Annotated in this window: 20 protein-coding genes and 1 tRNA gene; 12 read left to right on the top strand and 9 right to left on the bottom strand. The window is 69.3% G+C overall.

The genetic code is table 11. The features are described from left to right. Positions 1–11: 11 nt before the first annotated feature. The 5 genes from LG278_RS08030 to LG278_RS08050 all read left to right on the top strand — a co-directional run bounded on the left by LG278_RS08030 (position 12) and on the right by LG278_RS08050 (position 4,925). Complete coding sequence (locus tag LG278_RS08030; RefSeq protein ID WP_404392660.1) at positions 12–779, top strand: MBL fold metallo-hydrolase; 768 nt, start codon at positions 12–14, stop codon at positions 777–779. A 246-nt stretch (positions 780–1,025) separates the two neighbouring features. Next, a complete protein-coding gene (locus LG278_RS08035; protein ID WP_404392662.1) occupies positions 1,026–1,895 on the top strand; it encodes an aldo/keto reductase in 870 nt (289 codons plus the stop codon). A 107-nt stretch (positions 1,896–2,002) separates the two neighbouring features. Next, a complete protein-coding gene (gene rph / locus LG278_RS08040; protein WP_404392664.1) occupies positions 2,003–2,743 on the top strand; it encodes a ribonuclease PH in 741 nt (246 codons plus the stop codon). Continuing rightward, positions 2,740–3,360: an RdgB/HAM1 family non-canonical purine NTP pyrophosphatase gene (gene rdgB, locus LG278_RS08045; protein WP_404392666.1), complete on the top strand. Its 621-nt coding sequence runs from the start codon at positions 2,740–2,742 to the stop codon at positions 3,358–3,360. Before rph ends, rdgB begins: the two co-directional genes overlap by 4 nt. Next, on the top strand, positions 3,357–4,925 hold the full coding sequence (locus tag LG278_RS08050; RefSeq protein WP_404392668.1) for a molybdopterin-dependent oxidoreductase: 1,569 nt from the start codon (positions 3,357–3,359) through the stop codon (positions 4,923–4,925). The genes rdgB and LG278_RS08050 overlap by 4 nt, the downstream gene beginning before the upstream one ends. Here the strand turns inward: LG278_RS08050 and LG278_RS08055 are convergent. After that, a complete protein-coding gene (locus tag LG278_RS08055; RefSeq protein WP_404392670.1) occupies positions 4,906–5,298 on the bottom strand; it encodes a RidA family protein in 393 nt (130 codons plus the stop codon). The genes LG278_RS08050 and LG278_RS08055 overlap by 20 nt on opposite strands. Before the next feature lie 62 nt (positions 5,299–5,360). On the opposite strand from LG278_RS08055, the gene LG278_RS08060 reads away from it, so the two are divergent. The 3 genes from LG278_RS08060 to LG278_RS08070 all read left to right on the top strand — a co-directional run bounded on the left by LG278_RS08060 (position 5,361) and on the right by LG278_RS08070 (position 6,312). Beyond that, positions 5,361–5,444: transfer RNA gene (locus tag LG278_RS08060), tRNA-Leu, on the top strand. A gap of 83 nt (positions 5,445–5,527) precedes the next feature. Then, positions 5,528–6,001 carry a thioredoxin-dependent thiol peroxidase gene (bcp, locus tag LG278_RS08065; protein WP_404392672.1) on the top strand — a complete coding sequence of 158 codons (474 nt, stop codon included), beginning with the start codon at positions 5,528–5,530 and terminating at the stop codon, positions 5,999–6,001. A 59-nt stretch (positions 6,002–6,060) separates the two neighbouring features. Beyond that, a complete protein-coding gene (locus LG278_RS08070; protein ID WP_404392674.1) occupies positions 6,061–6,312 on the top strand; it encodes a DUF3618 domain-containing protein in 252 nt (83 codons plus the stop codon). A 49-nt stretch (positions 6,313–6,361) separates the two neighbouring features. Here the strand turns inward: LG278_RS08070 and LG278_RS08075 are convergent, their stop codons facing one another. Further along, positions 6,362–7,159, bottom strand: a complete 798-nt coding sequence (locus LG278_RS08075; RefSeq protein ID WP_404392676.1) for a hypothetical protein — start codon at positions 7,157–7,159, stop codon at positions 6,362–6,364. 1,120 nt (positions 7,160–8,279) lie between these two features. Between LG278_RS08075 and LG278_RS08080 the strand changes: the two genes are divergently transcribed. Further along, complete coding sequence (locus LG278_RS08080) at positions 8,280–9,491, top strand: IS110 family transposase (RefSeq protein ID WP_404392678.1); 1,212 nt, start codon at positions 8,280–8,282, stop codon at positions 9,489–9,491. Positions 9,492–9,799: 308 nt separating this feature from the next. Here the strand turns inward: LG278_RS08080 and LG278_RS08085 are convergent, their stop codons facing one another. From LG278_RS08085 to LG278_RS08110, 6 genes are all read right to left on the bottom strand, one after another. Further along, positions 9,800–10,330 (bottom strand): hypothetical protein, encoded by a 531-nt coding sequence (locus LG278_RS08085; RefSeq protein ID WP_404392680.1) that lies wholly within the window; start codon positions 10,328–10,330, stop codon positions 9,800–9,802. A 110-nt stretch (positions 10,331–10,440) separates the two neighbouring features. Next, complete coding sequence (locus tag LG278_RS08090; RefSeq protein WP_404392682.1) at positions 10,441–10,839, bottom strand: hypothetical protein; 399 nt, start codon at positions 10,837–10,839, stop codon at positions 10,441–10,443. Next, complete coding sequence (locus tag LG278_RS08095; protein ID WP_404392684.1) at positions 10,836–12,086, bottom strand: hypothetical protein; 1,251 nt, start codon at positions 12,084–12,086, stop codon at positions 10,836–10,838. Before LG278_RS08095 ends, LG278_RS08090 begins: the two co-directional genes overlap by 4 nt. 513 nt (positions 12,087–12,599) lie before the next feature. Next, positions 12,600–14,549 carry a metallophosphoesterase family protein gene (locus LG278_RS08100; protein ID WP_404392686.1) on the bottom strand — a complete coding sequence of 650 codons (1,950 nt, stop codon included), beginning with the start codon at positions 14,547–14,549 and terminating at the stop codon, positions 12,600–12,602. Positions 14,550–14,778: 229 nt separating this feature from the next. Further along, entirely contained in the window at positions 14,779–15,651 is an 873-nt protein-coding gene (locus tag LG278_RS08105) for a tyrosine-type recombinase/integrase (protein ID WP_404392688.1), read from the bottom strand. Positions 15,652–16,022: 371 nt separating this feature from the next. Next, on the bottom strand, positions 16,023–16,586 hold the full coding sequence (locus tag LG278_RS08110) for a TetR/AcrR family transcriptional regulator (protein ID WP_404392690.1): 564 nt from the start codon (positions 16,584–16,586) through the stop codon (positions 16,023–16,025). A 90-nt stretch (positions 16,587–16,676) separates the two neighbouring features. Between LG278_RS08110 and LG278_RS08115 the strand changes: the two genes are divergently transcribed. Both LG278_RS08115 and LG278_RS08120 read left to right on the top strand, forming a co-directional pair. Further along, entirely contained in the window at positions 16,677–16,841 is a 165-nt protein-coding gene (locus tag LG278_RS08115; protein WP_404392692.1) for a hypothetical protein, read from the top strand. A 92-nt stretch (positions 16,842–16,933) separates the two neighbouring features. Further along, entirely contained in the window at positions 16,934–17,632 is a 699-nt protein-coding gene (locus LG278_RS08120; RefSeq protein ID WP_404392694.1) for a DUF981 family protein, read from the top strand. A 118-nt stretch (positions 17,633–17,750) separates the two neighbouring features. Here the strand turns inward: LG278_RS08120 and LG278_RS08125 are convergent, their stop codons facing one another. Then, complete coding sequence (locus LG278_RS08125) at positions 17,751–18,257, bottom strand: trimeric intracellular cation channel family protein (protein ID WP_404392696.1); 507 nt, start codon at positions 18,255–18,257, stop codon at positions 17,751–17,753. Positions 18,258–18,568: 311 nt separating this feature from the next. Here LG278_RS08125 and LG278_RS08130 point away from each other — a divergent pair, with 311 nt between their 5' ends. Continuing rightward, positions 18,569–19,810 carry an amidohydrolase gene (locus LG278_RS08130; protein ID WP_404392698.1) on the top strand — a complete coding sequence of 414 codons (1,242 nt, stop codon included), beginning with the start codon at positions 18,569–18,571 and terminating at the stop codon, positions 19,808–19,810. Positions 19,811–19,967 lie beyond the last annotated feature (157 nt).

Raw genomic sequence — 19,967 nt, forward strand, 5'->3', positions numbered from 1 at the left:
GGCTCGATCTCGTGGATCTCACGATCATCGGGTGCTCGGGCTCCTTCGCCGGCCCCCACTCGCCCGCGTCCTGCTACCTCGTGCAGGCCGAGCACGAGGGACGCACGTGGAGCCTCGTGCTCGACCTCGGCAACGGGGCGCTCGGATCGCTGCAGCGCCACCTCCAGCCGTATGCCGTCGACGCCGTGCTGCTCAGTCACTTGCACGTCGACCACTGCATCGACATGTGCGGGCTCTACGTGATGATGAAGTACGTCCCCGGCGGGCCGGGTCGCGACTCAGTGCCCACGTGGGGGCCGCCCGGCACGGGCGCGCACCTCGCGCGCGCCTACGGCGACGTCGACTCCGAGGACCTGCTCGGGGTCTTCGAGTTCCATGACCTGCGCGACCGCGACGGCTTCACCATCGGGCCCTTCGATGTCACGCCCCTGCGCGTGCACCACCCCGTCGAGGCCTACGGCTTCCGGGTCGAGGCGGGGGGCCGGGTGCTCGCCTACACCGGTGACACCGACGCGTGCGACGCGCTGACCGACCTCATGAGCGACGCCGACCTCGTGCTGGCCGACTCGGCCTTCGTCGACGGGCGCGACACCGTCACCGGCATCCACCTCTCGGGCTCGCGTGCGGCCACCGCGGCGGTGCGGGCCGGGGGCGTGCGGCGCCTCATGCTCACCCACCTGCCCGCCTGGAACGACCCCGAGGTGTGCCGCGCGCAGGCGGCCGCCGTCTGGCCCGGCGAGGTCGAGCTCGCCGCACCCGGGGCCACCTACGCCGTCTGAACCCACCGCCCCTCCCACGTCGAGTGGCCAAAGCGTGCCGCCCCTCCCACGTCGAGTGGCCAAAGCGTGCCGCCCCGCCCAGGTCGAGTGGCCAAAGGCTGCCGCCCGGCGGGCATCGAGTGGCCAGAATTGGCCGACGAAGAGTGGCCTCTCGACGGGGGTGAGGCGACTCAGAGTGGCCACTCGACGGGTATGGGCGAGGAGTGCGCGGCGACCGCCGCGGACGCAAGCACTCAGGAGGCACCCGTGCAGCAGCGAACCATCGGAACGAGGCAGGTCAGCGCGATAGGGCTCGGCGGCATGCCGATGTCGATCGAGGGACGGCCCGACGAGGACCGCTCGATTCGCACCATCCACGCCGCCCTCGATGCCGGGGTCACCCTCATCGACACGGCCGACGCCTACCACCGCGATGCCAACGACGTCGGGCACAACGAGTCGCTCATCGCCAAGGCTCTCGACGCCTGGTCGGGCGACCGCGACGCCGTCCTCGTCGCCAACAAGGGTGGCCACGTGCGTCCCGGTGACGGCTCGTGGACCCGCAACGGCCGCCCGGAGCACCTCAAGCAGGCCGCCCGGGCGTCGCTCCAGCGGCTCGGGGGTGAGGCCATCGGTCTCTACCAGTTCCACCGGCCCGACCCCGAGGTGCCCTACGCCGAGTCCGTCGGTGCCCTCGCCGACCTGCTCGACGACGGCGTCATCGAGATGGCCGGCATCTCGAACGCGAACCCCGACCAGATCCGCGAGGCCCAGCGGGTGCTCGGCGGTCGCCTGGTGTCGGTGCAGAACCAGTTCTCGCCGGCCTTCCGCAGCAGCGAGCCGGAGCTCGACCTCTGTGCCGAGCTGGGTCTGGCCTTCCTCCCGTGGAGCCCGCTCGGCGGCATCGCCAAGGCGGCCGACCTCGGCAGTGCCCACGACGCCTTCGCCGAGGTCGCGCGTGACCGCGGCGTGAGCCCGCAGCAGGTCGCGCTCGCGTGGGAGCTGGCGCTGGCGCCGGTCGTCGTGCCGATCCCGGGCGCCTCGCGCCCCGAGAGCATCGAGGACTCCGTCAAGGCGGCCGGCCTCGAGCTGTCCGACGACGAGGTCAAGCGGCTCTCGGCGGCCCACTCCGACTGAGCCGGACGGCATACGGGCGCTCCTTACGGTCTGCGAACGACGGGGGAGCGCCCGTCGCCCCGGCGGCGATTCCGGCTTAGCGTGGAGGCATGGCTAGCCTCAGGGGCATGACGCAACGACATGACGGCCGTGCCCCCGACGAGACCCGAGAGGTGCGGATCACCCGCAACTGGCTCGACCACGCCGAGGGCAGCGTGCTGGTGGAGTTCGGTCGCACCCGGGTGCTCTGCGCCGCCTCCTTCACCGAGGGGGTGCCGCGCTGGCTCAAGGGCAAGGGTGCCGGCTGGGTGACGGCCGAGTACGCCATGCTCCCGCGCGCCACCAACACCCGCTCCGACCGCGAGAGCGTCAAGGGCCGCATCGGCGGCCGCACCCACGAGATCAGCCGCCTCATCGGGCGCAGCCTGCGCGCGGTGATCGACACCAAGGCCCTGGGCGAGAACACCATCGTGCTCGACTGCGACGTGCTCCAGGCCGACGGCGGCACCCGCACTGCTGCCGTCACGGGGGCCTACGTCGCCCTGGTCGACGCGATCGAGGACGCCCGGTCGCGGGGCCTGATCGCCAGGAACGCCAAGCCCCTGATCGGCTCGATCGCCGCCGTCTCCGTGGGCGTCGTCGGCGGGCTGCCGGTGCTCGACCTCGACTACCCCGAGGACTCGACGGCCGACACCGACATGAACGTCGTGATGACCGGTGACGGCCGCTTCGTCGAGGTGCAGGGCACGGCCGAGAGCGAGCCCTTCGACCGGGCGCTGCTCGATGCGCTGCTCGACCTGGCGACCAAGGGCTGCGCCGACCTCACGACGATGCAGCAGGTCGCCCTCGCCGACGAGGTCGTCGCATGACCCAGGTCGTGCTCGCCACCCGCAACGCGCACAAGGTCGAGGAGCTGCGCGCGATCCTCGGTGACGTCTGCGACGAGCTGGGGCTCGACATCGTCGGGCTCGACTCCTTCGCCGACGTGCCCGAGGTCGTCGAGGACGGGGTGACCTTCGAGCAGAACGCCGTCCTCAAGGCAGCAGCTGCCGCTCAGGTCACCGGCCTGCCGGCGCTCGCCGACGACTCCGGTCTCGCCGTCGACGTGCTCGGCGGCGCGCCGGGCATCTTCAGCGCCCGCTGGTCGGGAGGCAAGGGGGACCGCGCCAACCTCGAGCTGCTCCTCGCGCAGCTGGGCGACGTGCGCGACGAGCACCGCGCCGCCGCCTTCGTGTGCGCCGCAGCACTCGTGCTGCCCGACGGCCGCTCGGCCGCCGAGGTCGGGCGCTTCCCGGGCAGCGTCGGGCGCGAGGCGCGCGGCGAGGGCGGCTTCGGCTACGACCCGATCTTCGTGCCATCCGACCAGCCGGACGGCGCCGAACGCACCCTGGCGGAGTATGCCGCCGGGGAGAAGAACGCCGTGTCGCACCGGTCGCTCGCCTTCCGTGCACTCGTGCCACACCTGAAGGAGCACCTGAGGCCATGACCACCACGAGCCCGCCCACCACCCCACAGACGCCCGCCGCCCCGCAGTCGCGCGGTGTGCCCGGCTGGGTGGGTGCGGTGGACGGGCTCGTGGCGGGCCTGATCACCATCGGGCTCGGCACCCTGTCTGCGGCCGTCCTCACGGCTGTCGGGGCGGCCGGTGGGCAGCCTGCGCCGGTGGCCGCGGTCAGTGGCGCCTTCATCGACCGGACTCCCGCCTGGCTCAAGGACTTCGCGATCGCGACGTTCGGGACCAACGACAAGCGGGCCCTGCTCGTCGGCACCGTCGTCGTGCTGGCCCTCGTCTGCGCGGCGATCGGGGTGCTCGCCCAGCGCCGGCTGACCCTCGCGCTCGTGCTCTTCGCCGTGGTGGGTGCCGTCGGCGCAGCGGCGGTGCTCTCCCGACCGGGCGCATCGCCCGCCGACATCGTGCCCACCTTGCTCGGGGTGGCCGCGGGGCTGTGGTTCCTCAGCCGGGCGCATGCAGCGAACTCCGTTGCGACGCCATCGAACCCGACGAGGCGCTGGGTGATCGGCGGCCTCGTCGGCGGCGCGGCGGCATACCTCGGCAGTCTCCTCGGCGGCGGCTCCACGACGGCCGCGGCGTCTCGCGAGGCCGTCAAGGCCCAGACGCTCAAGGGCACGACCCTCACCATCCCCGCCGGAGCAGACCTCGGCATCGAGGGGCTGACGCCCTACATCGTGCCCAACGAGGACTTCTATCGCATTGACACCGCCATCGTCGTGCCGCGCCTCGACGCCGCGGAGTGGAGGCTCAAGGTCACCGGCATGGTCGACCGCGAGGTCGAGATCGACTGGAACACCTTGCAGTCCAAGCAGATGCAGGAAGCCCTCGTCACCCTCATGTGCGTCTCCAACGAGGTGGGAGGCGACCTCACGGGCAACGCGGTCTGGACCGGGTGGCCGGTGCGCGAGCTGCTCGCGATGGCCGGGCCCCAGGCCGGGGCCGACATGGTGCTGCAGACGAGCGCCGACGGCTGGACCTGCGGCACGCCGCTCGGCGCCCTCACCGACGACCGCAACGCCCTGCTGGCAGTCCGGATGAACGGCGAGCCGCTGCCCTTCGAGCACGGCTTCCCGGTGCGCCTCGTCGTGCCCGGACTCTACGGCTACGTCTCGGCCACGAAATGGGTGACGGAGCTCAAGGTGACGACCTTCGCGCAGGACCAGGGCTACTGGACGCCGCGCGGCTGGTCGGCGCTCGGCCCGGTCAAGACGAGCTCGCGCATCGACGTGCCGCGCGCGGGCGCCTCGGTCAAGGCCGGGCGGGTCCCGGTCGCGGGCGTCGCGTGGGCGCAGCACCGGGGCATCTCCAAGGTCGAGGTCCAGGTCGACCAGGGGCCCTGGACCCCGGCGCGGCTCGCGGTCGACGTGAGCATCGACACGTGGCGGCAGTGGGTGCTCGACTGGGACGCCACACCCGGCAGCCACGACATCAGGGTGCGGGCCTACGACGCCAGCGGCGAGGTGCAGTCTCCCTACGAGGCGCCGCCCGCGCCCGACGGCGCGACCGGCATCCACGTGGTCAACGTCCGGGTCGACTGACGACGGCCTCCGCCTCGATCTCGACGAGCAGGTCGGGGTCGATGAGGGCGACGACCTGCACCATCGTGGCCGCCGGACGCACGTCACCGAAGACCTCGCCGTGCGCTCGACCGACCTCGGCCCAGTGTGCGATGTCGGTGACGTAGATGCGGGTGCGCACGACGTCCGTCAGGGCGGCACCGCAGTCGGCCAGGGCCGCGGCGATGATCTCCAGTGCCACACGGGCCTGGCCGTAGGCGTCGCCCGGCGACTGCACGACGCCGTCGCGGGTCGCGGTCGTGCCGGAGACGTGCACGACGTCACCGACGCGCACGGCACGGGAGTAGCCGACCTGCGACTCCCACGGACTTCCAGACCCGACGTTGTGGCGCACGGGGCGAGGCTAACCCGAGGGCGCGCGCGGCGCGGCGACAACTACAGTGGTGGCGCACCTCGGCGGACGTGGTGGAACTGGTAGACACGCAGGATTTAGGTTCCTGTGCCTCAGGTGTGCGGGTTCGAGTCCCGCCGTCCGCACCATGTCGTGCTCGCGCTCGTCATCTGCTCGTCCTCTGCTCGACCCGGCCCCCGGCCCCCCCAGCCGCCCCACGAAGGAGCGTTCCATGACCTCTCGCCTCGAGCCCGGAGACGTGGCTCCCGCCTTCAGCCTCTCCGACGACACCGGCCAGACGGTGAGCCTCTCGGACTTCGCGGGCCGCAAGGTGATCGTCTACTTCTATCCCGCGGCCATGACGCCCGGCTGCACGAAGCAGGCCTGCGACTTCAGCGAGTCCATCGAGACGTTGAGGCGCGACGGCTACGAGGTGCTCGGCATCAGCAAGGACGCGCCCGCCAAGCTGGCGAAGTTCCGCGAGCGCGACCAGCTCACGATCACGCTGCTCTCCGACCCCGACCTCGTGGTCCACCAGGCCTACGGCGCCTTCGGCGAGAAGAAGCTCTACGGCAAGACCGTCGAGGGCGTGCTGCGCTCGACCTTCGTCGTCGAGCAGGACGGCACGATCGGCCACGCCTTCTACAACGTCAAGGCCACGGGGCACGTCGCCAAGCTGCGCCGCGACCTCGGCATCGCGGCCTGAGCCGCGGCGGGTATGACCCCCGATAGAGTCGCCACAGACCCTCGAAAGGACAAGCCAGCATGAGTGACACCGCACGTCTCGAGCAGGACATCCAGGCCACGCGGGCCCGCCTCGAGGGCACGATCAACGAGCTCGCCTACCGCGCCCAGCCCCAGGTCATCGCCCAGCGACAGGCGCAGGGCCTGCGCCTCAAGCTCGACGCGGCCACCCACACCGACGATGGCGAGCTGCGCATCGAGCGCGTCGCGGCCGTCGTCGCGGCAGCCGTGGCGGTCGTCGTCGTCATCGGCTTCCTGCGCCGCCGGCGCTGAGGTCCGCTGAGGTCCACGGTCCGGGCGCCCGTTCATCGGGCGCCCGGTGTCAGTCGGGGGCGCCGCCGAGCAGGCGGATGAGGGCCGGACCGGGCCACACCGGTTTGCTCGGGAGTGGCCACCGCTTCGGGTCCTTCTTGTTGAGCATGACGTACTTGTCGAAGCAGACCTCCTGGCTCACCGGGCCATAGAGGTCTGAGGCCTCGCTCTTCCACTCCTTGTCGTGCGCCGCACGGTAGTCGGCCGGCATCGAGGACCAGAGCGCGGCGTTGAAGCGGCGGACCGCGTCGTTGCGCTTGCCCGGGCGGATCGCCTCGTCGTCGATGCGCCCCAGCTTGCCCGGGCTGGGCTTCGACCCGAGCCCGGGGATCGGCACGCCGGCCCAGTCGGCGGACCAGCCGCGGTAGGTGATGCCCCACGAGCTCGTCATCGTGGCGATCTTCACGTCGCCGACGCGGCCCTTCTCGGGCCAGTCGGTCGAGCGGACGACCCCACCGCCGAGGGAGATGGCGATGTGACCGTGCTTGCCACCGGCCCAGTAGACGGGCACGCCGGCGGGCGGGTTCTGGTCGGTGCGCCGGCTCTTGGCCCGGGCCCACGCGGCGTTGGCGTCGGCGAGGCCGAAGCGGCGTGGGGCCGCGATGCAGTTCCAGACGAACTGGCAGCACATCCCGGGCGGGTCGTACTTCGTGAAGGCCCGCGCCTTGGGGACGCTCTGCGCCGGGCCGCGCACCGTGATGTCGCGGTCCCCGGGCTTCCAGTCCCAGTCGTCGTCGAAGGGCAGGTCGGGTGCGACGACCTCCTCCTCTTGGTCACCCTTGTCGAGATCCTTGTCGAAGCCGCTCATGGCCCGCCTCCTCGGGGCTCGGCGACGCGCCCTGGCCGCGCCGTGACTGGGTCCATCGTCCATCGGAGTGGCCGCGCCGTCAGGCTGATACGACAATTAGGGCGCAATCTCCCCGGCTGGAGCGAACGCCCAGAGACCCGAAAGACCCCCGCCGGAATGATCCGGCCGGGGGTCTCGCCGAGGGCGCCGCCAGGGCTCGAACCCCCGAGCCATTGCGTCTCGGCGCGGTCCTTGTGTGACTGCTCGTCAGCACCCCCGAAGCCCACTCGTTCAGCATGCTTGTCCTCGGGGTTCCCACCCGTCGTGTCCCTCCCTTCTGTCAGGTTTTCGTACAAAAGGGATGGTTACGCGGCCTCGGACAGGACCCGGGTCTCCTCCGGCATGCTGCCCGCGCATCTTCAGCACCACGAGGTCGATGGGGCCGCCGCGGGTGCCGAAGCCCGGATCGCTGGAGTTCTGGTGATTCGCCGTAGCCGGTCTGCGCAGCGACGATCAGTTGACGAGCGGCCCAGACGCGACCCGCTGCTCGCCAGAGTCGTAAGCACCTGTGTCAGCACCGGCACAGACAAGGGCGGGCCGGAGCCGGAACCTTTGGACATGGCAACGACAAGCATCAGGTGCACGATCGGGTGGCACCACTGGACGTTCGAGAACGCGGACCACACCGGCGTTCGCTGCTGTGCCAACTGTTGTGAGCGGCGCTATGACGGTTCGCACCGAGCTGTGCACGTCGGGTGGCTCGACCGCGTCGACGTCGACGGTGGGAGCGATGGCGGCGGTGACGGCGGGGACTGATAACCACCGCCTCTGTGAGCACGGGATCCTGATCGAAGCGACCCCGCCGGCAATTCGGCACACTCGAGGGACGCGGCCTGAGAGGCGCCCGGCACGCGGCTACTTGACGATTGTGGGCAGGGCCGGTGTCTGGCCAGACTCGGTTCCAGGTGCCCGGCGGGGAGCTCTCCTCGCGGCTGCCCACCAGCGTGACCGGTGTGGCTCTCTATCGGTCTGCGTTCCCGCCGGGCACCGTTGCCGGTCGTGGCTCCAGAAGGGACTGCCCCGCTCTCAGTAGCAGTGCCCGCCCGGCGTCAACCAGCAGCGACGACGGGAAGGAAGGCTCATGGCGAAGGTGTTCATCGGGGTCGATCCCCACAAGCTGTCGGCCACGATCGAGGTGGTCGACAGGAACGAGACGGTGCTGGCGACCGGACGGTTCGGCACCGACAAGGCCGGGTATGCGGCGATGCGCAAGCACGTCGCCTCCTACCCGGACCGGGTGTGGGCGGTGGAGGGCAGCAACGGCACCGGCCGGCCGCTCGCGCACCGGCTGCTGGCCGACGGCGAGCACGTGGTCGACGTCCCGGCGAAGCTGTCGGCGCGGGCGCGGTTGTTCGACACCGGTCACAACCGGAAGACCGACGCCCATGACGCGCACGCCGTCGCCGTGGTCGCGGTGCGCACCAGAGGGCTCCGAGTCCTTGCCTACGACGAGGAGTTGGAGGTGCTGCGGATGCTGGTCGATCGCCGTGAGGAGCTGACCCGCGCGAAGGTCCAGTCGGTCAACCGGCTGCAGCGGTTGCTGTCGGAGCTGAGGCCCGGCAAGGGCAAGAAGGACCTGACAGCCTTGCAGGCCAAGAGGATCCTCGCCTCGGTCCGGCCGCGGGACGTGGTGGGCAAGACCCGCAAGAGGCTCGCGCTCGAGCAGCTGGCCGAGCTGGTCGTCATCGAGGCGAAGATCAAGGCCTCCACCAAGGAGCTGAAGCCTCTGGTCCTGGCCCGCGGTTCGCACCTGATGGACCTGACCGGGGTGGGGCCGGTCGTCGCCGCCCGGATCCTGGCCGACGTTGGTGACGTCGCCCGGTTCGCCGACCGGAACCGGTTCGCGTCGTGGACCGGTACTGCCCCGTTGGACGCCTCCTCCGGGGAGCAGATCCGTCATCGGCTGTCCCGGGCCGGCAACCGCAAGGCGAACCATGTCATCCACATCGCCGCGGCCTGTCAGATCCGCTTGGACACGCCCGGGCGGGCGTACTACCGGCGAAAGCTCGCCGCCGGCAAGACCCGAATGGAGGCGATGCGCTGCCTGAAGCGGCGGATCTCAGACGCGATCTATCGTCAGCTCGTCACCGACGCCACGACGACCGCAACGGTCGGCTTGGACGCGGGTCCGGGAGGGCACCGCGGGGCGTCTCATGTATCCAGCGCGGCCGGCTTCCACCCGCACACCGGCACTTCGGATCAGCCACTCCCGGGACCCGCACCAACGACGCTACCCGCGCCGACCGGCGGCCGGAAGACCCGGACGACAAGAGCCCTCGTGCCGGCGCCTTGACAAGAGAGGGGAGCCGAAATGACGCTGGTGGCGGCTCGCATGGGTGACTTCGTTGTCTACCGGTTCTGTCACTGAGCACCGCTACGCTCCTCCGGCCTTGCCGTCGATCGATTGTCCTAATGGGCCAGACGTTGCGATCTATGGGAGCGCTGCGCCTGAAACTGGAGTCCACTTACAGGAGCGCTCCAACTGACCGAAAGCGTCCGACCTCCCCGGGCGACGCCGCAGGCTAGAGGCGCCGGATGCCGCACGCGCCTGTAAGACTTGCAAGCCGAACAGCCCGAGGGACATGGCCCCGGGCGCTGCGCTCATGGGCATGAGGTGACCGGGCGAACAACGACGCCCGGCGTCATAGAAACGGCGACCACGTCGTTCCCGCTGCGGACCGCGAGCGCGGGGCCAGTGCTTTGAACGAGCGGTCCGCAGACGGTGCCCGTGCCGGTGTGGACCTCGACGAGCGAGCTGGACGGCGAAGACACTGGCCACCAAGACAAGGCGAAGGCCAAGCCCATGAAGACCAGGGAGACGATGGTCAACGGTATGGCGCGGCGGAGGCGGCGTTGGGCTCGTGCGACGTCGTCGGCCTCTTGGACCGGGTCCTGGGCCAATCCAGTTGGAACGGTTCGGTAGAGCGGGAACGCGGCCCGTGCAATGAGCAGTGCCCCCGCGGCTGCGCACGCGAACGCAATGAGGGCCGCGGCGCCCATTAGCACCTGCACCGCGGACGGGATGGCCGCGAACTGGTCAGCGTCCCTGCTTACGCCGGCGATGCCGAGCAGCCCGAGGATGGCGATCTGGGCGGTGGACCAGCCGGCAGCTGACCTCTGGACGGCGGCCATCCGAGTAGCCGGTGCGCGGTTTTGCTGCGCTGCGTCGATGGCGTCGATTCCACCCACCGGGGGTGGGCCGACCCGGCCCGGGGGCAGGCGTCGACGGATGCCGCCCGGGCTCACCGGTAGTCCTGTGGGACGTCGAGGTCGTAGCTCCAGTAGGCGCCGCAGCCGTTCCTTCTCTTGGAGTCCCGGTCAGGATGCTCCCCAGCGCAGCGGCACGCCATCTTCTGGTGGATGAGCTCCGGGACACCCGGTGTCGGTTCTCCACGTCGGCGCAGCTGCGCGAGCCGAAGCTCGATCGTGGCGACCATGGCCCGCTGGTCATCCGTCTCCACGAGGCCGGCCACGTCGGTGATGAGCCACTGCTCATCGCTGGTGTGGTCCCTGCATCGCGGGCATGGCCCCTCGGTGACGACCTGGATGGCAGTCTCCTCGTCCGCGGCGTAGACCAGGTCGGAGGTCATGCCACGGATGGGGTCGGTCCAGGGCGCTTCCTCATACGGCTCTCCGCTCATGAGGTCTCCTCCGGTTCTTTCGCTCCGAGCCGGACCCGGCGTCGTGGCATCTCCCACTCCGTGATCCAGTAGGGGCCAATTCGGTTAGAGAAGCTGTTCCAGATCGCGGCGGGAACGCGCCGCCCCAAGACGTTCCAGATCATCTGCCGGGCCCTCTCGTCGGGGTCGGCATCCGGGTGTGCGAAGAGGTCCTCGATGCGACGCAGCGTCTCGCAGCCGCTAACCAGGTAGGCGCTTCCAAGGGTGTCGCCGGCGCGGGCCTCGCTGACGCGGCCCGGCCCGGCGACCGACGCGACCAGCTCGTCGACAGCTCGCCCGGCTTCCTGCCTTTGCGCGCTCTGGCGTCGGCATGCCTCCGCCAGGACCATGTCCACATCGGGGCCCAACGCGTCCACGCTGCGCGTGTGGTCGCCGTAGCGCTCACGCACGTAGCCGTGCAGGCGCGTCAGGCGCTGCTGCGCCGTCGGGTAGGTCGCCGGGCGCAGGGCCGGCTCGAAAGTCTCAAGGAGCCCGACCCCTGTGAGCAGTGTCCAAGCCGACATGTACGACAGCCGCCCGACGGCGCCGTCCGACATGCCCGGTGAGTCGTGGCCCAGCCAGGCCAGAAGGGCGTCGAACCCGGTTGCGTCCGCCTCGTACTCCAGCCGACAGGTCCGCTCCCGTGGTGACAGGGCAGCCCAGTCTGGCTCGTGGGCGTGGCCTGCCACGTTCGCCACGTAGACGTGCGCCAGCTCGTGGCACATGACGAACGCGAGTGCGAGCCGGCTGCGCAGCGGCGCCTCTTCCTGCCAGGGACCTGATGGACCGGTGGGGACCGCGAACTTGTCGCACGGGGAGGCTGCGTGGTCCATCCAGTTCGCGACAGCATCGATGAGCTCCTCGGACGGTCGTCGGCCCCGGGCCGGGTGGAGCATCGCGGCTACGAAGTCGCCGAACTGCTCCGTAACCGCGACCATTCCGCCGCGAAGGACGACCGAGGTTGTGTCACCGAGTGGGAACGAGCCCGCATGCAGGTCAGCGTCAACCCAGACGTCGACCGCAAGACCGGCACTGTCGATGAGCGGGCCCTGCGAGCGACGAGCCATCTGCGGGACGGCGACCTCATTGACCTCTCGCAGGATGTGTAACCCTTCGGCCCAGACGCCCTGCCAGTCGATCGGTGAGTCGATGAGGTCGCCGACCTGTTGCCACGGGTCGGAAGCGGGACGGCCGAGCAGCCGCCGCGTGAGACCGAACGGGGGGCTCATGCCCTCACCGCGGGAGCCCGTCCTGGCGAGCGCCGGTCAGCCGGTGACCGCCCGGTGGACGTGGGCGGTCCACGGCGAACGCTCACCCGGCCTGCATGAACTGTCAGCATGGACGCCTCCGTCACCCTCGGTTGTCGGCCAATCCCTCCACTCAAGTGTTGCCGCCTCGGGCAGCCCCCGTCTGCGATTTGCCCGAATCACGCCCTCTGTCGCTGGCCACGCAACACCGGCCGGAAGCTCGTCCACTGGGGTCGCGTGCCGCGGAATATCCGCGGCGACACCCCGGCCCTCGGGACTGCGCCCGGCAGAGGCATGGTCGCGAACCCAGGCGCGCAACTCAAGCCCCCACAGATTCGAGGCTTATTCACCCGCGGTCACTCATCCAACCGGGCTGTGAACCCGTCTTCTTGCAGCTCATGGAAACGTCTACGGCTGCCGAGTGCGCGTGGTCGCTTGCGGCGGAATGACCCATCAGTGCGCACTGATTGGATCGTTGGCAAGCATCCTCATCGACTACTTCGAGATGGTCCACCACGACTTGGCGCCCACCTTGGTGGTGAGGTAGGTGGTCTTGTACGTTGCATTCCAAATTGGCTGGAGCGTCTGATCCGTTACCGATCGACTCAGGAAGCAGATCTGGTCGCCGTAGTGGATCTCCGGATCTGTGGCGTCGAGCTTCTGCACGGTCCAGGCCTGCTTCGTCGCGTTCGTACCTGAAGCGAGGTAGTAGAGCCACGTCGAGTCGGCCCATGCGCCGAGCACGTTGTACTTCCCTGCAGTCGACTCATCCGTCTTGATCTGGACGTGGTCCCCGTGTCTGATCACGCCCGTGCCGCCGGTGATCTCAAGCGGCGCCGCGGTGTTCGTGCTCATGTGGGGGAAGTACTGGGAGTACTTCTGAATGGTCGACAGATAGTCGCCCGAAGCCGCTCGGAGCTTGATCGGCCCGTACTGCACCGGGCCCAGATCGGCACGGTTGGGCTTCTCGTACTCCTCCGAGAAGATCAGCGTTGACTTCAACTGGGCCGGCGCCGGCCAGATCGTCCCCCAGGACGGGTACTGGTAGTACTCGGCCCTGATGGGAGAGTCCGGCTGGGCGCGGCCGCCGAGCTTGATCACGGCGTACCCGTGGTTGTAGTAGGCGTTCACCTGGTCCACCCGGTTGCGTACCGGGTCGAGGTAGGGCACCTGCGGCCAGTTGACCGCATACGGGTTGGACGTCGTCTCCTCCTCGTACGCGCTACAGCCCACCAAGCGGCCTTTGGCCAGTCCGAAGAGGCCGTTCTGGTAGGCCACGAAATTGTGCTCATGGCCCCACATCCACGCGGCCACGTCCGTGGCGAAGTACTGCTGAAACGCGTCCTGGAGGTATGTGTTCCTATAGGGAGCAAGTCCAGAACTGACTCCGTTGATGTTGGCGTTGGCCGTGAAGAGCTGATGGTGCGAGAGCAGCACCGTCGCGCCGGCGAACGTGTCGATCTTGTCGTGTAGCCACTGCACCTCGCTGTCTCGGAGCGGTGGTCCCTTGAACGTGAAGTCCTTCTGGTTGGCCGGGTTGGAGTCGTAGTAGCTCGAGTCCATCGCAAGGAACTGCCACCCGAGATCGGCGCTACGCAGGCAGAAGTAGCTCGCCGGCTGACTGGCACCAGGCAAGCCGGCGTTCATCTGGTTGACAGTGTCGAGGAACCCGTAGCCGAACGAGTAGTAGTCGTGGTTCCCCGCCAAGGTGAAGACGGGTATTCGCTTTCCTACACCGAGCACTTCGTCAAAGACGGACGTGATGACCTTGGCGTAGTTGGCAACGCACTCCGCAGGTGTGGCCGAGTAGTAGATGTCTCCGAGGTGGATCAGGACGGCCGGCTTGTGCTGGACCATGAGGTCTCGAAGGAGCATCCGGGCATCGTCCAAGCCGGTGCCCCAGTCACCGATGATCCCGACGACGGCGTCGTTGGGCAGCTTCCAGTCGATGACGCCGTAGCTGAGATCGCCCTGCCCCTCGACCTTCCAGTCGTTGTACTTGAGTACCCCGCGGTACTGAATCCCGTAGTTCACGTATGCGCTCGCGCATTGGGCGAAGAACGCCCACCAGTCGCTGTCCGAGTAGTGGCGCGCGGCCTCGGCGAGCACCGCGGCGCGAGCGTCGTCGCCAACGGCTGTGGCCTGGGCGGTCTCGAGCGCAAGGTGGGAGACGTAGGCAGCGGTCTCGCGTGGGCCGCCTGGCTCCATAGCGTCCATGCCGTCGGTCATCACGGTCCGCACATGGTCCGTGGTGGCTTGCATCATCGGATGCGCCAAGACGTCCGCGTTGGACAGCGGTCCGTCGGCGCCCTGCCGGATGTTCTCGGCGACGACGGACTGCCACAGGGACAAGTGGGGATCGTGAGCACGAACGAAGTCGAGCTGGGGATCGGGGGTCGGGTCGACGTCCGACACCTTGGGGGGCGAAGTCGCGTCCTTGGCCACACTAATCAACTCCTGAGCGGGGATTAGACAGCCGCGCGGACCACGAGCTTTGAGTGAGGTTCCGCGACCAGATCATCGATGAAAAGCGGTGCCCCAGTGTGGCAGGGAAACGATGCGCCCGTGGCGCCTTCAGTAAGAGCGCGGAATCAAGTGGCACGGATTGCCGAGGTACTGCGGGCAGGGCACGGTCACCTTTTGCGCGCGGAATCGACGCGGACCAAGCAACGTGTCACACGCCGGCCACGTACGCGGTCAGGAAGTGGACGCCGTGCCGGTCAAGGTTGCCTCGGGCGCGGTCGTAGTGCTCGGTGGTGCGTGGATCGGCGTGCCGGGCGAGGATCTGGGCGTCGCGGAGCGGGACCCCGGCGTCGAGGGCGTTGGTGATGGCGGCGTGCCGCAGCGAGTGGGGGCTGATGTGCCGCGGGATGCCGGCGTTCTTCGCGATCCGGGCGACCATCCGGTAGACGTCGCGTCGGTCGATCGGCTTCCCCGAGACCGGCCGCAGCACTAGCGGACCGCTTGTTCGGTTACCGCGGCAGGCCTCGAGTGCCCGGAGGACCGGGACGGTCACAGGCATGGTCGCGGGCTTGTTGCCCTTGCCGACCAGGTGCAGGACGCGGTGTCCGCGGAGGGTGTCGGCGTAGTCCTCGATCCGCACGGCCGCGGCTTCGGAGGCGCGCAGGGCGTTGATCCCGAGCAGGTACGCGAGAGCGCCGTGGTGCACGGTGATGGTCTGGGCGACCTGCAGGAACCGGATCAGCTCGAGCCGGTCCAAGCCTTGGGTGCGGGACTCGTCGCGGTGGATCTTCGGCAGGCGCGCATAGACGGCCGGGTCCGCGGGGATGAGGCCATCGATGTGGGCGAAGCGGAAGTAGCCGCGGACTGCGTGCATCATCGTGATGACGGACGAATCCATCAGACCCCGCTCGCCGAGGTGACGGATGTAGAGCTCGATGTGTGCTCGCTGGATTCCGAGGAGCGGGTCGAGCCCGCTGATCTCGCACCAGGCGAACCACTCCCGCAGTTGGAACGAGTACAGGGCATGAGTTCGGCCGGAGTAGCGGGCCAGGTAGGAGACTGCCGCCAGTTGGGACGTGGACATTGTCGCGGGCTGGAACGGAAGCAGTGTCGTAGGAGTGGGCATGGAGTCACCTCACGCGGCGACCGGCTACGGACCAGACCCCGCCCGCCGCCTACGCGACCCGGCATCTGGGTCCAACGACGCTAGACCTGAGTCGGCCCTCGCGTCGGCAGGCGGCGGTGTGACGCGCCTCGAAGCGGCAGCCAGGATGGTGCCAGCCGGGCGCCTTCGCGCGAAGGGACATCTCGTCCCCACATGCCGAGTTGGGGACGTTGTCGAGGCCGCCCTGCTACAGCCGTGGCGGGAGGATGTCCAGACCACGTTCGAGGGGATCTCGTCCAAGGCCATTCGAGTCCATCGGACGGAAAGCACCGTGAATGTCCAGGGCAGGGCTAGGTGCTGATGCCTCTGAGGAGCAGGTCGGCGACCCCGTCAGCCCAGCCGGGTCGAACCCGGCCGTGCCGCAGCGCCTCCCCGAGGTAGGCCCCGAAGGCCACGCCGGCGAGCGACTCCACGTCGATCCCATCCCTCAGTCGACCGCTGGCGACGTCGGCGTCGATTTGCACCTGTAGGGCCTCGAGCCGGCGCCTCAGGCGGGCACGCAGGGCCGTGCTGAACGCGGGGTCGGAGTCCGCGAGCACCGCAGCAATCGCACCTCGCCCCAGCTGCTCCTCGACGAGCTCTCGGACCTGGTCGAGCACCCACCGCAGCTTGTCCTCGACCGGAAGGTCCGCGGCGGGGAACGGTGCGTCGACGAAGAGCTCCAGGGTGGCGGTGAGCAGGGCCGATCGATCCCGGAAGCGGCGGTAGATCGTCGTACGGGCCACTCCGGAGCGGGCCGCCACCGCGTCGATGTGGACGGCTTGGGGCCCGTTCTCACGTAGCAGGAGCAGCGCCGCACGAGAGATGCGCTTGTCGACGGACGGGTCGCGCGGTCGGCCGGCCGCAGTTGGCATACGCGGTCCTCTCGGGAACAAAAGCCTGGGTAATATCGCTACAGACAGTGTAGCGGTATTTTGAGCCCGCTATCAGAGATGGAGATCCTCATGACACCCAGCGACGTCCTCGTCCCCGGCGCCCTCGCGATCCTCTTCGTGGTCGCGTGGTTCGTCTTCGGCTTGATCGACGCGACCCGGCCTGACCGACCCAAAGGTCGAACCGGCACCCGCACCGGGACACCCGGGACTGCCCGGTCGGAGACCTCGCGCTGACTGCAACCGGGTGCCGCTGCTGCACCCGGCCGGAACACCACGGAACTGAACGAACGAGCGGCGGAGCCAAGAGCTCCGCCAATGAAAGGAAGGTGGACGAAGTGGTCGTCTACAACGAGCTGGTTGCGGTCTCGGCGGGAGCGGGACTTCTGGGATTTGCCTGGTTCCTCGCCCGACTCATCCGAGGCAAGCGCATCGACAGCGAAGGCTGGGCCGCCTTCTTCGGCGTCACCGGGCTGCTGCTGCTCGCGCTGGGTCTGCACACCACGGTGACGTGGCCCTTCGGCGGCGACGGGTTCGAGTACGCGAACGTCGCGTTCGGCCAGCCGGCCGCGGGATTCGGCGCATTGCTCCTGTTCGCCGCCGTCTACCTGTGGCGTCACCGCGCCCTGTTCGCCGGCGAGCCGGACGAGGCCAACGCGACCGCACTTGCGGCCCTGAAGCCGATCTCGGTCTTCGTGGGCGCACTCGGGCTGGCCATGGGCGTCCTGGCCATCACGTTCGTTCGGTTCCAGCTCGGCGCGGCACCAGCGGAGGAACCCATCAGCGGCCGCTTCGGCCACCTGCCCATCCTGGAGGCGCTGTTCCTCGGCGGCCTGTGGGGCGTGGTCGCGGTCGGCGCCCTGCTCTTCGCGATCGCGCAGCTGCTGAACCGGCCGTCGTTGCTGCCGTGGGCCGTCCGGGCCTGGGTCGTCGGCGGCGCCGTCTTCCTGCTCTTCGGGGCGATGAACTACTACACGCACATCGGGATGTACTTCAACATCGCGCACGGCACCATGCACCTGTGGTGACCTGCCGACCTGGGGCGTCCAGGCCCTGCCCCGCGCGTTCGCGGGACAGGGCCACTCGGACGAGCTGAGGGCCTGAGGACCTGGCGCCGCGCCGCGCGCCGGGATGCGCCATGCCGTCTCATTCGTCGGGTGACCCCGGGGGGACCGGCACGTTGAGGTCGAAGCGGATCCCGATCAGGCGGACGGCGAAGCACGCCAAGCCGGCAACCAACGCCGGGATCCAGCCATGCAGCCCGATCTCGAGGCTCACCACGGTGATCGCGGCGCCGATCAGGGCCGGGACGGCATAGAGGCCGCTCCGCAGGACCGTCGGGACCCGGCCGATGAGCACATCGCGGATCGTGCCGCCCCCGACCGCGGTCACCGCGCCCAGGATGACGGCCGGAAGGGGCCCGAGCCCGGCATCCATGGCCTTGGTGGCTCCCGTGATGGCAAACAGGCTGAGGCCCACGGCGTCGAGTACCTCGATCGGGAAGCTCAGCCGGTCGAGTTTTCGGCCCCACCCGAAGGCGATGAGGGCACCGGCACCGGCGACCGCCAGATAGCGCCAGTCACGGAACGTCGCTGGGGGCAGAGACGCGATGATGACGTCGCGGATGATGCCGCCGCCCAGGGCCGTGATCATGCCGAGCGTCAGCACCCCGACCAGGTCCAGCCGCGCCGCGCGAGGGCAGTGAGCGCTCCGTTGAGGGCGAAGACGGCGGTACCTGCGAGGTCGAGAAGGAGCAGGCCGGTCGTCGCGCTCACGCTCACGCGGGCTGCTCATGGGGATCCGGGCTCGCCATGCCGACACGGTACGCCCGGACAGGCTGGTGAGCCGTCGGACGGACCGGCCGCTCACTGTGGCAAGTGAGACTCGGAGCCAGGTCCCAGTCTTCGTGGGTACGGTCATCTCTCCGTGGGACCGTCTGCTTGAATCCACGAAGGGTGAGGCCGATGACATCCGCCGACGACGTGCTGGCCGGGCTGCACGACACGCGAGGCTGGCGGGAGGACTTCTACCGCGACCTGCACGCCCATCCGGAGCTGAGCGGCCAGGAGTCGCGTACGGCCGCCTCCTGCGCCGAGCGACTCGGCGAGTGGGGTTTCGAGGTCCACCGGCTCGGTGGTGGTGTCGTCGGCGTCCTGTCGAACGGGCAGGGCAGTACGGTCCTGTGCCGCGCCGACATGGACGCTTTGCCGGTGAAGGAGCTGACAGGCCTGCCGTACGCGTCCACCGCCACGGCGACCGACGAGGGGGGCGCGACGGTGGGGATCTCCCACGCCTGCGGGCACGACGTGCACGTCACCTGCCTACTCGGTGCCGCCCAACTGCTCGCGGATCGACGCGAGCAGTGGCACGGCACCTTCGTCGCCCTGTTCCAGCCCGCCGAGGAGACGGCGTCCGGGGCTCGGGCCATGCTCGAGGACGGGCTGGCACAACGCATCCCGAGACCCGACGTCGCCTTCGCCCAACACGTCCTGGGACTGGAAGCGGGCACGATCGGCACGACCATCGGCCCTGTGATGTCAGCGGGCGACAGCATCCGCATCACCGTCTTCGGTCAGGGCTCACACGGCTCGATGCCGCACCTGAGCGTCGACCCCGTCGTGCTCGCGGCATCCATCGTGATCAGGCTGCAGACCATCGTGGCCCGGGAGACCAAGCCCGGAAAGTTCGCCGTCGTGACGGTCGGAAGCAGCGTTGCCGGCACCAAGAGCAACATCATCGCCGACCGCGCAGTGCTGCTGCTCAACGTCCGCACGTACGACGACGACATCCGTCGCCAAGTGCTTAGCGCCATCGAGCGCATCGTGCAGGCGGAGTGCGACGCCGCGAGGTCACCGCAGCCACCGACATTCGAGTACTACGACCAGTACCCCCTAACCAGCAACGACGCCGCGGTCGCGGCGCGGGTGCGCAGCGCCTTCCAGCGACACTTCCCCGACCACATGGTCGACCTCGGACGGGTCACCGCCAGCGAGGACTTCAGCCGGATCCCGGACGCCCTCGGGACGCCATACTTCTACTGGGGCGTCGGAGGATTCGCCCCAGGCACCACCGCGCCGCCGAACCACTCCCCCTACTTCGCACCGCTGGTCCAGCCCACGCTCGACACGGGCACGTCGGCGCTCGTCGTCGCAGCGCTCGACTACCTCGCCCACGGCCGGGACCCCGTTGCCGTCGCGATTGCATGAACGACCGGATCTGCCGCGTTGAGGGCGGCTACGCTCGCCCGAACTGCCGCAAGTGGTGCTCGGCTGGCAGCAACGGTCGCGCCCAGTGAGTGTCCGGCGGGCGTCGCCGATGGACGGCAGCGCGCGCGGAGGCGGGGGACGTTGCCTTGGGGTTCGT

This window comes from Humibacillus xanthopallidus, from assembly GCF_044793955.1.
GTDB lineage: Bacteria > Actinomycetota > Actinomycetes > Actinomycetales > Dermatophilaceae > Humibacillus > Humibacillus xanthopallidus_C.

What these genes read in the sequence shown, in the direction of transcription:
- rph (WP_404392664.1), top strand. Translation starts at nt 2,003, where the DNA reads ATGACGCAACGACATGACGGCCGTGCCCCCGACGAGACCCGAGAGGTG.
- rdgB (WP_404392666.1), top strand. Translation starts at nt 2,740, where the DNA reads ATGACCCAGGTCGTGCTCGCCACCCGCAACGCGCACAAGGTCGAGGAG.
- LG278_RS08050 (WP_404392668.1), top strand. Translation starts at nt 3,357, where the DNA reads ATGACCACCACGAGCCCGCCCACCACCCCACAGACGCCCGCCGCCCCG.
- bcp (WP_404392672.1), top strand. Translation starts at nt 5,528, where the DNA reads ATGACCTCTCGCCTCGAGCCCGGAGACGTGGCTCCCGCCTTCAGCCTC.
- LG278_RS08070 (WP_404392674.1), top strand. Translation starts at nt 6,061, where the DNA reads ATGAGTGACACCGCACGTCTCGAGCAGGACATCCAGGCCACGCGGGCC.
- LG278_RS08075 (WP_404392676.1), bottom strand. Translation starts at nt 7,159, where the DNA reads ATGAGCGGCTTCGACAAGGATCTCGACAAGGGTGACCAAGAGGAGGAG.
- LG278_RS08080 (WP_404392678.1), top strand. Translation starts at nt 8,280, where the DNA reads ATGGCGAAGGTGTTCATCGGGGTCGATCCCCACAAGCTGTCGGCCACG.
- LG278_RS08085 (WP_404392680.1), bottom strand. Translation starts at nt 10,330, where the DNA reads ATGGCCGCCGTCCAGAGGTCAGCTGCCGGCTGGTCCACCGCCCAGATC.
- LG278_RS08090 (WP_404392682.1), bottom strand. Translation starts at nt 10,839, where the DNA reads ATGAGCGGAGAGCCGTATGAGGAAGCGCCCTGGACCGACCCCATCCGT.
- LG278_RS08095 (WP_404392684.1), bottom strand. Translation starts at nt 12,086, where the DNA reads ATGAGCCCCCCGTTCGGTCTCACGCGGCGGCTGCTCGGCCGTCCCGCT.
- LG278_RS08105 (WP_404392688.1), bottom strand. Translation starts at nt 15,651, where the DNA reads ATGTCCACGTCCCAACTGGCGGCAGTCTCCTACCTGGCCCGCTACTCC.
- LG278_RS08110 (WP_404392690.1), bottom strand. Translation starts at nt 16,586, where the DNA reads ATGCCAACTGCGGCCGGCCGACCGCGCGACCCGTCCGTCGACAAGCGC.
- LG278_RS08115 (WP_404392692.1), top strand. Translation starts at nt 16,677, where the DNA reads ATGACACCCAGCGACGTCCTCGTCCCCGGCGCCCTCGCGATCCTCTTC.
- LG278_RS08125 (WP_404392696.1), bottom strand. Translation starts at nt 18,257, where the DNA reads ATGATCACGGCCCTGGGCGGCGGCATCATCCGCGACGTCATCATCGCG.
- LG278_RS08130 (WP_404392698.1), top strand. Translation starts at nt 18,569, where the DNA reads ATGACATCCGCCGACGACGTGCTGGCCGGGCTGCACGACACGCGAGGC.